A 12,639-nucleotide genomic window follows, 5' to 3' on the forward strand; every position below is an offset into this window, starting at 1 on the left:
TGAAAAGCGAGGTCAGGATAAAAGCGATCAGCTCCAAAAATTAAGAAGGAGTATCCGAAAATTGTCAAGGAATCTATTCATAGAATGACTAGCTGAGAATTGATACACTGCGCTTCGCTTTGATCACATCAACTTCTATGTATGAAACATACGAGAATTGACAGGCTTCATTAGGATTGCTTTAGCAGAGTAGATGAAGTCCTGCTACCTAGTCGGTGAAGGACCTGGAGCGCCTCATATTTTCAGGACCGTTTGGCTTATTTCTGAAGGAGTTGCTCCTGCGGTTACTCGTCGCAAAAAGAATTTTTGCTTTTGTTCCGCCGTGTATTCGGGGGTAGACACGAAGAGAATTTGGAATTTTATTTCTATCTCACCGTCACCCTATTTCTACCCATCAGTCCTACTTGACAAAGAGCCGCAAAAAATCGGCAGTAGGACTCTTTAAAAAGAGCTTCTGCCGATAAATAATTTGTTGAAAAGCTGAATAAACAGGGGGACAAGAAAAGAGCAGCCCCCGACCTTATCTTCCGTTCATCAAGTCGTCCAATTCAACAACTTTGCTGTACTCATCAATTTTTGATATACCAATCACTTTATCCAGATCGATGACAAAGGCAATGCCGTTGCCGGGCTTGAAAATTTTCATCTCGATACTTAAAGCATTTAACACAGTATTGGTCAGAGATTCAGGGACGATAGTGAGAACGATATCCTTTTCAGGCTCAATATCTATACCTAAAAAACGGCCTGCATCATGAACTCCAGCACCCCGTCCGTGAAGAATTGTACCGCCGGGAGCTCCTGCTTCTTTTGTGATTTCAATAACATCGGAACCGGTACCGCCGTCAACAATTGTTACGATTAATTCCAAATTTAAAGCCACTAATTTTTTCATATTACCCTTCGTCCTCCGCTAATTTTTGTAGTTCTAATTTATTTTTCTGATCCCGTTCATCGTTTAATTTATAAATATATCCCAAAACAAGTGTTGATAAAATTGGTGCCAGTGCAATCATTGCCACTACGCCAAAACCGTCAATTAAAGGATCTCGACCTTCCAGCTGACCTGCAATCGCCACACACATAGATAAAATAAATGTGGAGCACATGGGACCGGTTGCTACGCCGCCATTATCGAATGCCATTGCCAAAAACATTTTATCGACCTTTCTGCCTAAAAGAAAGACTAAGATGTAACCTGGAATTAAAAAGTAATAGAGAGAGAATCCTGCCAGAAGCCGCCACATGGATAAGCTGACTGCTGCTCCCACTCCGATTGAAACAAACAGCAGCATGATTTTTCCTCGAATACGACCTTCACTGATGTTCTCAATTTCTTTAACCATCACATGAATTGCTGGTTCGGCATAGCCGACCAAAAAGCCCATCAGAAAGCCTAAGGGAATTAAAATATAGTTATAGTCCAGTGAGGCCAGTGAAGCTCCCAAGTGTTTTCCTACAGGGACATAGGCAATATTTACGCCATGAAGAAATAGAATAAGACCGATAATTGTGATTAGAAATCCAATCATAATTTTAGCAAACCGTCGTTTTCTAAGTTTGAAGCTGATAAAATTCAGGACGACAAAAATAATAATAATAGGTGCCACAGCCATCAGGACTTCTTTGGTAACTTCCCCTAAGCCGCTAAACAGTCGAGTAGCAATTGTATCCACATTCATCGGAAGATAACCCCCAATGTCATAACTGCCAGGATAGGTCCCAGTGATGCTATTCCCACCATACCAAAGCTGTCGTTCTCACGTGGTTTTTGTTTGATCATTGATGTGACGCCGATAGCCAGCGATAGAATAAATGGAACGGTGATAGGTCCGGTAGTAACGCCGCCTGAATCAAAAGCGATAGGCATAAATTCCGGACTGGTGAAAAATGAAGCAATCAGCACAAAAACATAGCCGATCAGCATCATTTTGTAATAAGAAAATTTGAACATGATCCGCATTAATGCAAATGCCAGAAATATGCCGGTACCTACACTGACAACACCGAGAATCAGCAGCCGGGAAATTTCTCCGTCAGAGATCTCATTGACCTGCTGCCCCAGAACCTGTACAGATGGTTCTGCAATCGTAATAACAATTCCAATAAGGAATCCTAAACCAAGAATAATACTTAAGCTTTTCTTTTTGACCATAAATTTACCAACCAGGTCTCCCACTGCCATCATGGAATGGTCCGCCCCAAATAAAAACAGTGCCATTCCGATAATCATAATTCCTGCGCCGATTAAAAAAATAATCAGGTCTTCGGCTGGTAACGGTGCAAATGCAAAAGTTAAGATAATAATCAGCAAAGTCATTGGTGCAATAGCCATTAATACATCCTGAAATGATTTTCGCATGCATCCTCCTCCTTTGTATTTTTTTCGTACATTTTTAGTATAACCTAAAATAAATGTAATTTGGGGGTTGACGTGACATTGTTAAGTAATGTTAAAATAAAACTACCAAAGAACGTACGTTCTCTTTTGAAGGGAGGAGCAATTGCTGCTTTGAAGAAATTGCTGAAAGAAGCAGGTTGTCTCAGAATGAAAAAAGGGACATAAAGACAAGATATTAGTAAGAAAAAGAAGGATAACGTATACTTAATTGGTGCAGCTTGAAGATTTCAAGGGGAAAAAGAGGTGGAGAGATGATAGAGTTTCAAGAGGTTTCAAAGAAATATGGGAATCAGACTGTCTTGACAGATAATAATCTGGCGATTCAAGATGGAGAATTTTTTGTTCTGGTTGGACCAAGCGGAAGCGGTAAGACGACTACACTTAAGATGATTAATCGTCTAATTGAACCGACAGAAGGGGATATTTATTTTGATCATAAGCGTATTATTGATTATGATCTGAAAGAGCTGCGGTTGAGAATCGGTTACGTTCTGCAGCAGATTGCCCTGTTTCCGAATATGACAGTAGCTGAAAATATTGAACTGATACCAGAAATGAAAAACTGGAAAAAAGATGAGCGCAGACAAAGAACCAGGGAACTTTTGGAAAAAGTCGGACTTCCCCCGGAAGAATATATGCAGAGAAAACCTTCAGAGTTGTCTGGCGGTGAACAGCAGCGTATTGGTATTCTGCGGGCAATCGCAGCAAAGCCTGATATTATTTTAATGGATGAGCCGTTCAGTGCACTGGACCCAATCTCCAAAAGCCAGCTGCAGCTGCTGATAAAAGAACTGCACAAAGAGCTGTCCGGCACAATCATTTTTGTTACCCATGATATGAATGAAGCCATGCTTTTAGGAGACCGCATTTGTATTATGAGAGACGGAGCAGTGATTCAGGTGGATAAACCGGATCAGATTAAAAAGCATCCGAAAAATGATTTTGTTGCACAGTTCTTCAAAAATGATTCACTCAGTCTGGCTGATTATCGTGTGGAGGATTTAGCAGCTATGGACTTGCTTGAAATAATAACGGGGACAGCAGGGCGATCAGTGACGATGGAAACAGGACTTGACGAAGTCGTCCGCCGGTTAGCTGCTAACGAAAAGTTGAACCTGCAGCTTGAGGAAAATCAGCAAGCGCAAGTTACTTCCCAGACAATTGTTGCATTTCTGCAACAGCAGTTAGAGGCAGGTGAACCGTTGGATGACTAATTTAATCGAAACATTTATGTCGAGGAAAGAAGATTATGCTCAGGCGCTGGTGGAGCATATTCAACTTTCTTTGCTGTCTCTGCTGATCGCCATTCTAATTGCTGTCCCTGTTGCTGTTTTATTAACACGCTACAAGAGAATTGCGGAAGCTGTTTTGCAGATTACAGGAATCTTTCAGACAATCCCATCACTGGCATTGCTGGGTCTTCTGATTCCATTGATTGGTATTGGCAGTCCACCGGCAATTATTGCACTGGTGATGTATGCCTTGTTTCCAATTCTGCAGAATACCTATACAGGTCTGACAGAGATTGATCCTTCACTGGAAGAGGCGGCAGAGGCATTTGGAATGTCCAAAAAAGAGAAGCTTGTGAAATTCGAGCTGCAGCTGGCATTGCCTTATGTCATTTCCGGTATACGGACAGCAGCAGTTATGATTATCGGGACAGCAACACTGGCAGCCTTGATTGGTGCCGGTGGATTGGGTTCGTTTATCCTTTTGGGGATTGATCGAAACAATGTTTCATTGATCTTAATCGGTGCGATTTCATCAGCCGTTCTGGCAGTGCTTTTCAATTATGGGATTCATCTGCTGGAAAAAGCCAGCGTGAAAAAGATTGTGACTGCCTTTGTTCTGTTGTTTGCTTTGCTGGTGGGTTCTTTTGTGTATACAACTTACGAAGGAGAACAAAAAAGACTGACTATTGCCGGAAAGCTTGGTGCTGAGCCGGATATTATCATTAATATGTACAGGGAACTGATTGAAGAAAATAGCGATGTTAAAGTAGAGCTGAAGCCGAACTTCGGTAAAACCACCTTCTTGTATAATGCGCTGAAATCAGGTGAGATTGACATTTATCCTGAATTCTCTGGAACGGTTTTGGAAACCTTTTTACCTGAAAATACCAATACATCCAATGATCCGGAGGAAGTGTATGAGTATGCAAGAGATGAGATTGCCAAACAAGACAATCTGGCTTATCTGGAACCAATGAGCTATCAAAATACTTATGCTGTGGCTGTGAAGAGAAGTTTTGCAGAAGAGTATAAGTTAAAAACAATTGAAGATTTGAAAGGAATCGCCAGTCAGCTGAAAGCCGGGTTTACTTTGGAATTTATTGATAGAGATGATGGCTATAAAGGAATAGAAAAGCTTTATGGTGTGACGATGAGTGTTCAATCTATGGAGCCGTCCCTGCGTTATCAGGCAATTGATAATGGGGATGTTAATGTGGTGGATGCCTACTCAACCGACAGTGAGCTGAAGCAGTATGATTTGGTTGTTCTGGAAGATAACAAGCAGCTGTTTCCGCCCTATCAGGGAGCTCCTCTGTTGAGAGAAGAAACGCTGGAAGAGTATCCAGAGCTGGAAGAATGGCTGTCTCCCCTAGTTGGAAAAATTACTGAGGAAGAAATGAGCGAAATGAATTATAAAGTGAATGTGGAAGGACAGGACCCGCAGGAAGTTGCTCATATGTATTTGGTTGAAAATGAGTTGATTAACGAATAAAAAAACAGGAACTATTCGTTTGACTTCTTATATAAGGAAATAGAATAGCCATTCTAATTTGAGAGCGGGACAAAAGCGATCAGCTCCGAGAATTAAGAAGAAATATCCGAAAATTGTCAAGGAATACTATTCATAGAATGAATAGCTGTGAATTGATACCTTCCTGGAGCTTCTCATACTTTCAGGATCGTTCGGCTTAATTCCGCAGGAGCTGCTCCTGCGGTTATTCGTCGCAAAAAGAATTTTTGCTTTTGTATCGCCGTTTATTCGGGGGTAGACACGAAGAGAGTTTGGAACTTTATTTCTGTCTCACTCTCAAAGCCGAATAAACGGTGTTCCAAACAAAGCTAAATTAAAATGTGTCTCTCCGGGTCTCGATTCACTCTGATCCTCGATACAAAGCTTTAAAGTCTTGCAAGCTTTGTTAAAAAGAGTAAAATTTACCATTAATAACTGATTTTTTTTACAAGTTTCGTTATAATGTAAGAAAATACTATACAGGAGCGTTGCAGATGAAAAAAGCAGACCGTCAGCGATTGATTCGGCAAATCATTACTGAAAATGAAATAGAGACACAGGAAGAATTAATTGCCCGTTTAGAAGCGGCAGGTGTAAAAGCAACTCAGGCCACTGTTTCTAGAGATGTAAGAGAAATGAGTATCGTGAAGACGCACGGTGCAGCTAATAAAGTAAAGTATGCTATTTTTTCTCAGCAGCAGACAGCAAGTCAGGAAGACAAGTTGAAAGAATCGGTAAAGGATTCCGTTATACGCATAGAAAAAGTTCAGTTCATGGTGATTGTACATACAGATATGGGCAGAGCGGATGTTGTAACAAATTTCCTTGATGAGGTAAATTACAGTGAGGTCGCAGGAACTGTAGCAGGAGTGGATACAATCATCATTATTGCACGATCAGAAGAGGATGCAGTAGCTATTGTCGAACGATTTGAAGCAATGATGAGGAATGAATAAAAAAAAGAGCTGAAATTGAAGGGAGAACTGACTACATGGATTTAAAAGCGTTGCAGAATGGCTCTGATTTTCGAGGAATCGCAGTAAGTACAGAAGAGTATATCGCAAACCTGACAGTGGAACAGGTGAAGAAAATCGGTATTGGCATGCTTCACTGGCTGATTGATCAAAAAGGACTCAAAGATAAATTTGAATCAGGAGTATTGAAAATCGGCATTGGTCACGACAGCAGAATTACAGCAGGAGAACTGAAACAGGCGTTGGTTGACAGCTTTACAACACATCAGGTTCAGGTGCTGGATTTTGGCTTGGCAACAACACCAGCGATGTTCATGGCAACACAATTTCCTCAATATGACTGCGATGCTGCAATCATGATTACGGCCAGTCACTTGCCTTACTATTTCAATGGGTTAAAACTGTTTACCAAATCAGGAGGGGCAGAGAAAGCAGATATTACATATATTGCTGATCATGCTGACAAAGAACTCCCTGAATCAACAGGAACAGTTGTAAGGAAAGATATTTTGACGGACTATGCAGCGGATATGGCGGCGAAAATTAAGAAGGGGATGAAAACAGAAGCAGACAAGCCGTTAGCCGGATTCCGTATTATTGTGGATGCAGGAAACGGCGCCGGTGGATTCTTTGCTGAAAAGGTACTGGGAGCATTAGGTGCGGATACAACAGGCTCACAATTTCTGGAGCCGGACGGCACATTTCCAAATCATATACCTAATCCGGACAATAAAGAAGCAATGGACAGTATTCGTCAGGCGGTGCTGGATAATCAGGCAGACTTGGGTGTTATTTTCGACACAGATGTTGACCGTTCGGCGGTTGTTGATCGGACAGGTGAAGTCATTAACCGCAACAATCTGATTGCTGTACTTGCTACCATTGTGCTGGAAGAGTATCCGGGCAGCAGTATTGTAACTAATTCACCGACTTCCAGCCATTTAAAAGCGTTTATTGAAGAAAAAGGCGGGAAACAGGTCCGCTATATCTCAGGCTACAGAAACGTTATCAATAAAATGATTGAACTGAATCAGCAGGGCATCGAAACACCTCTGGCAATTGAAACCAGCGGGCATGCAGCATTCAAAGAAAATTATGATTTAGACGATGGGGCGTATGTAATTGCTAAATTACTGATGCTTTTGCCCCGCTTGAAGGAAGAAGGAAAAACAGTCAGTGATTTGATTCTCAGCTTGAAACAACCTGTTGAAGTACAGGAGGTTCGTTTTAAAATTCTTGCTGAGCAGGTGCGAAAATATGGTGAACAAGTAATTGCTGATATGGCTGAGTTTGCGGAAAAGACACCAGGACTTTCCGTTGATCCTGAAAATGATGAAGGCATTAGAGTAGATGCAGCAGAACACTACGGCAGCGGCTGGTATCTTTTAAGAATGAGTCTTCATGAACCGCTGTTGGTACTTCAAGTGGAAAATGACGAGGCAGGTAAGAATCAGGTAGTTTTTGAAACGCTGCAGGGATTCTTTGAATCGTATGATTTATTGGACAAGACAAAATTAGAGGATGTACTGAAATAGTACGCTTATAAAAAAGAGATTGTGCCAAAGCTTCTCCATGCGACGAGTAATCACAGAGACATGGAGGAGCTTTGCTTCTACGCTTTTTCGAATGCTCGAATCATACAAAGACTGGAACACCGTGTATTCGGTTTTTAGGGGATATGACATACTTTTGTCACATCCCTTTTTGCATTAATTACGAATGGAGAATTTACTCAATAGATGGCGCAGTAAATAAGTTTTACCATAACCCCGGATTTGCCTGAACAAGAATCTCTTGGTTGGTAAACGGGTGAATCAGATGAAGTTCATAAGCGTGCAGCATTAATCGTCCTTCTGTAGACGGGGCATATAAAGGATCATTGATAATTGGATGACCTTCACTCGCCAGATGAACACGTATCTGATGTGTTCTGCCGGTTTCAAGTGAACAGAAAACCGCTGTTTGCCGCGTAACCGGATCATAAAAAGCTTTTTCAATATGAGTGACAGCCAAAGCGCCTTTTTGCTGATCAATGACGCGCTTTCTTCGATCATGCCGATGCCGGCCGATATTTTTTCGAATTGTCCATTTTTCTTTATCAATCTTTCCGGAAACAAGCGCCTGATAGTGCCGGGAAATTTGTTTTGTTTCCAGCATGCGGCTTAAAATCGGCAGTATGAAAGGATTTTTGGCAAAGACAATACAGCCGCTGGTTTCTGTATCCAAACGATGAACAACATAGGGAAATTGATTTTTCGGCTCAAGATACGCAGCCAGCTGATTTAAAAAAGTATTTTGTTCATCAGGTTCGTTAGGATGTGTTTTAATTCCTGCAGGCTTATTTAAAATAATCAAATGTTCATCTTCAAAGAGAATATCCAATGGGACAGCTATGCCGATCTGTGCTTTTGGTGTCGAATAATCGCCGCCTTCAAAGGTTAGAATAATTTGGTCACCGGCTTTTACAGGAAAATGAAATGGAACGGGTTGTCCATTCACAGAAACATTTTTTCGTATACGCAGAAAATGCCGGACTTTTTTTGGAACCAGCCAGTTTTTTTCCAGCAGGCTGCTGACAGAACACTCCTGGAAATCTTCAGGTAAAGTGATGGGAATCTCCATATATAATTACTCCTCTGTTTATAGTAAAGGCTCAAATACTTATGTTTTCCAGTGTAGCAAATTAAGAGGGAAGGTCAATAGGGATTATGAATTTGTTTGCAGCTTAAAGTTGAGTTGATGGATGAAGAGGCAGTTCGCTTTTCTTAGTTAATCCATTATGAAAGCTGCATTTAGGAGAATTAGTAAAAAAGACAAAAAAGTACCCGCCCTTTGGGGGAGGGCGGGAAAAGGAGTTAAAAATGAAAAAGTGTTGTGTTAGGGTTTGTTTAATTGGTATGAATATATAATAGCTTGAAGATGTGAATTTTTTGTGTAGGAAACCTTTCGAAAGTGTAAAAGATTTACTAATGAATTATTAAATACTGAGAAATTTTGAAAAGCTGCAACAGAAATCTTATCAGGGGAAAAGTTCTTATCCGTGATTGAAGAGCGTATTCGCCATGTCATGGATTTTGAGAATTTAAAAAATGGGAAGATAAATGGGCACCTTAAAATAGCTTTCTATTTTTTGACTGTAAAAATATTTTTAGCAGAGCAATAGAAAAAAATAAAAAAGTACCCGCCCTTTGGGGGAGGGCGGGAAAGGAGTTAAAAATGAAAAAGTGTTGTGTTAGGGTTTGTTTTGGTATGTCTTTATATTACAAGGGAGATGTGAATTTTTTGTGTCTATTTTTTTGATAAATTTAAAAAAATGCATGATGAAACTTTAGCTTTTATTAACATCTTTTAAAAGTAAACTCTTTGAGAACAGATAGACGGGACCGTGATATAAGTATGTCTGAGATCCCTAAAACCGAATAAACGGTGTTCCAGTCTTTGTATGATTCGAGCATTCGAAGAAGCGTAGAAGCAAAGCTCCTTCATGCCTCTCTGATTACTTGTCGCATGGAGAAGCTTTGTCACAACCGCGTTCTGATCGGGCGGTTTGACTGTGGTCTCAATAGCAGGAGCGGCAGACTCTGGATGTAGACAGCGTGTACAAGTACACATCCTATTAAATTCTTAATATTTTCTACATAATTTCAAAAGGAAATCATGGTAAAATGTGGGAAACTGCGTCTTAGCAGGTTTAAAAATCATTCTCTAGGCTTATAGAACAGCCTGTCAATTATGTTAGAATAAGGAAAACATCAAAAGAGGAGCGTCTATGGATTTTAAAGAATTTATGAGAAAGACGGGCAGCGTTTTAAAACGATTTTGGCTCTGGCTGAAGCCTTATCTGATTCGTCTGCATCAGTGGCGAAAACGTCTTTGGAAAAAATATCAGATTAATAAAATCATTCTGCTGTTGGGAATGGTTACTGTATTGGTTATCAGCATTTATTTATTTACATTGGCAAAAGCCGCAAACGTAAAAACGCTGAAGGAAGGTCTTCAGCAGTCAACGATTATTTATGATGAAAATAATGACGAAGCCGGAAAGCTTTTTGGTCAGAAAGGAACGTATATTGAGCTGGCACAGATTTCTCCTTATATTCAGGATGCGGTAATTTCCACAGAAGACCGCAACTTTTATAATCACAGCGGATATGACATCAAAGGAATTGCACGTGCAGTTGTCGGCAAGCTGACCTTTGGCAAACTTGGTCACGGTGGTGGGAGTACCATTACACAGCAGCTGGCTAAAAACGCCTATTTAACGCAGGAACAAACCTTTGATCGTAAAGCCAAAGAACTATTTCTGGCAATTGAAATTGAGAAAAAGTATTCAAAAGAAGATATCCTGACTATGTATCTCAATAACTCGTATTTTGGCAACGGAGTTTGGGGTGTTGAAGATGCCGCCAAAAAATATTTTGGTGTCAGTGCTTCTGAAGTTACAGTTGGTGAAGCTGCAGCACTGGTTGGTATGCTGAAAGGACCGGGGATTTTCAATCCGATTGACTATCCTGAAAATGCGGCAAATCGACGAGATACTGTTCTTCAATTAATGGTCGAAAATGAAATGCTTGATCAGGAAACAGCGAATGCAGAAGCAGATGTGGATATTGCCGGCTTGTTATATGATGGATATGAAGGAACCGGAGCAGACTATCGTTATCCGTATTACTTTGATGCTGTAGTGGATGAAGCTGTACAGCGCTATAAAATATCAGAGGAGGATCTGCTGAATAAGGGCTATAAGATTTATACAGCATTAAATCAAAGCTATCAGCAGGCGATGGATCAGACTTACTTAAATGAGGCACTGTTTCCTCCAAATGCAGAAGATGGGGTACAGGTTGAAAGTGGCTCTGTGGCACTAAATCCTAAAACGGGTGGTGTTCAGGCGATAGTCGGCGGTCGTGGCGATCATGTGTATCGCGGCTTTAACTTTGCTACGCAGACAAAGCGTTCACCAGGTTCTTCTTTAAAGCCTATTTCTGTTTATACGCCAGCCTTGGAGGCAGGATACAAGCCTGACAGCATTTTACAGGATCAGCTGCAGGATTACTATCCGGCACAGAACTTCAGCCGTACATTTAGCGGAGAAGTTCCGATGTATCAGGCACTCGGCGATAGTCTGAATGCCCCGGCAATCTGGCTGTTGAATCAGATAGGCCTGGACAAAGGTTATGATAAAACCAAGCAATTTGGTATTCCGCTAAATGAAGCCGATAAACGTTATCCGCTAGCTTTGGGAAGTATTGAAACAGGTGTTTCTCCGTTGGATATGGCAGCAGCCTATACAGCGTTTGCAAATGGCGGGCAGCTGATGGAAGCCCATCTGATTACCAAAATTGTAGATTCGACCGGAGCAGTTGTGGTAGATAACAGTGAGCCAAGTGGTTCACAGATCATCTCTCAGGAAACGGCAGATGAAATTACCAGTATGCTTTTAGGTGTATTCAGTTCAGGAAGCGGAATAAATGCAGACCCTTATGGGTATGTGATGGCCGGAAAAACCGGAACAACGGAAACGGGATTTGACAGTACGAAAACAAATGATCAGTGGGTTATTGGTTATACACCGGACGTTGTGATTGCCACTTGGCTGGGCTATGAACATACAGATGAAACCCATTATTTGGAAGGGACCAGTGCTACATTTGCTTCCAACGTCTTTAGCAGTCAGGCAGGCGGGATTTTGGCTAATATAGCTTCTCCGTCTTCGTTCACAGTAGCAGATGCCTATGCAACCGGCGGACAGGTAGTTGCTTCAGGTGAAGCGGCTTCTGATGCTGGAACCAGCGGCTGGAAGGACAGTGTGAAGGATATTGGTGATCAGGTACAGGAAGGTGCCAAGAACATCGGGGATCAGATCAAAGAAGGCTGGGAAAATACAAAAGAGGGCGTAAAAGATTTCTTTGGCGGACTGATGGGTGAATAAGATTTTTAAAAAGACATGAAACAATGTTACAATAAAAGAAACTATCTAGAAGAAATGAGGACGAACCTGTGACGAATATCTATGATACAGCAAACCAGCTAGAACGTGAATTGAGAACATTAACTGAATTTGAAGCCCTGGAGCAGGCTTACAAGGCTGTGCAGGCAGATGAACCAGCATTTAAATTGTTTAAAGAATTCCAGTCTTTCCAACAGGAATTACAGGAAAAACAAATGCGCGGAGAAGATTTTTCAGAAGAAGATGCGCAAAAAGCCCAAAGTCTGGCAACGGAAGTTCAGGGGACGGAATTAATCAATAAAATGATGGAAAAAGAACAGGCCTTCAGCATGATTGTAAACGATCTGAATCGTATTATCATGACGCCTATTCGGGATTTATACGAAAACTAAGAAACGAAACAGCAGAAAAAATAGAGAGAACCGCAGCTGAATGCTTCAGCTGCGGTTTTTCTTTTTTAGAATAGAAAAAGCAAACCTTCATAAAAACCATCAACTTTATTAAAAGAGGGTTGAAAAAATGAAAACCGAACGAATTTTCGTATATTTTTACTGACCGATTTTCCATAAAAT

General features: G+C 41.0%; 10 protein-coding genes. 6 read left to right on the forward strand and 4 right to left on the reverse strand.

All coding sequences use genetic code 11. From position 1 onward, the window contains the following. Positions 1–520 precede the first annotated feature (520 nt). The 3 genes from LI951_RS11780 to LI951_RS11790 are packed head-to-tail and all read right to left on the reverse strand — an operon-like array spanning position 521 to position 2,362. Positions 521–895 (reverse strand): P-II family nitrogen regulator, encoded by a 375-nt coding sequence (locus LI951_RS11780; RefSeq protein WP_229442297.1) that lies wholly within the window; start codon positions 893–895, stop codon positions 521–523. Position 896: 1 nt separating this feature from the next. Then, positions 897–1,682 (reverse strand): DUF1538 domain-containing protein, encoded by a 786-nt coding sequence (locus tag LI951_RS11785; protein ID WP_202066432.1) that lies wholly within the window; start codon positions 1,680–1,682, stop codon positions 897–899. Then, entirely contained in the window at positions 1,679–2,362 is a 684-nt protein-coding gene (locus tag LI951_RS11790) for a DUF1538 domain-containing protein (protein WP_202066434.1), read from the reverse strand. Before LI951_RS11790 ends, LI951_RS11785 begins: the two co-directional genes overlap by 4 nt. Positions 2,363–2,652: 290 nt before the next feature. Here LI951_RS11790 and LI951_RS11795 point away from each other — a divergent pair, with 290 nt between their 5' ends. The 4 genes from LI951_RS11795 to LI951_RS11810 all read left to right on the forward strand — a co-directional run bounded on the left by LI951_RS11795 (position 2,653) and on the right by LI951_RS11810 (position 7,652). Next, a complete protein-coding gene (locus LI951_RS11795; protein WP_229442298.1) occupies positions 2,653–3,615 on the forward strand; it encodes an ABC transporter ATP-binding protein in 963 nt (320 codons plus the stop codon). Beyond that, positions 3,608–5,125, forward strand: a complete 1,518-nt coding sequence (locus LI951_RS11800; protein ID WP_202066444.1) for an ABC transporter permease/substrate-binding protein — start codon at positions 3,608–3,610, stop codon at positions 5,123–5,125. The genes LI951_RS11795 and LI951_RS11800 overlap by 8 nt, the downstream gene beginning before the upstream one ends. Positions 5,126–5,637: 512 nt before the next feature. Continuing rightward, positions 5,638–6,099 carry an arginine repressor gene (argR, locus tag LI951_RS11805; protein WP_202066445.1) on the forward strand — a complete coding sequence of 154 codons (462 nt, stop codon included), beginning with the start codon at positions 5,638–5,640 and terminating at the stop codon, positions 6,097–6,099. A gap of 35 nt (positions 6,100–6,134) precedes the next feature. Continuing rightward, entirely contained in the window at positions 6,135–7,652 is a 1,518-nt protein-coding gene (locus tag LI951_RS11810; protein ID WP_229442299.1) for a phosphomannomutase/phosphoglucomutase, read from the forward strand. 223 nt (positions 7,653–7,875) lie between these two features. Here LI951_RS11810 and LI951_RS11815 read toward each other — a convergent pair whose 3' ends face one another. Further along, positions 7,876–8,739, reverse strand: coding sequence for an RluA family pseudouridine synthase (locus LI951_RS11815; protein ID WP_229442300.1), 864 nt, complete (start codon positions 8,737–8,739; stop codon positions 7,876–7,878). A gap of 1,147 nt (positions 8,740–9,886) precedes the next feature. Here LI951_RS11815 and LI951_RS11820 point away from each other — a divergent pair. Further along, entirely contained in the window at positions 9,887–12,049 is a 2,163-nt protein-coding gene (locus LI951_RS11820) for a PBP1A family penicillin-binding protein (RefSeq protein WP_229442301.1), read from the forward strand. A gap of 68 nt (positions 12,050–12,117) precedes the next feature. Continuing rightward, on the forward strand, positions 12,118–12,459 hold the full coding sequence (locus LI951_RS11825; RefSeq protein WP_202066450.1) for a YlbF family regulator: 342 nt from the start codon (positions 12,118–12,120) through the stop codon (positions 12,457–12,459). Positions 12,460–12,639: the final 180 nt, after the last annotated feature.

This window comes from Enterococcus sp. BWT-B8, from assembly GCF_020567625.1.
GTDB lineage: Bacteria > Bacillota > Bacilli > Lactobacillales > Enterococcaceae > Enterococcus_L.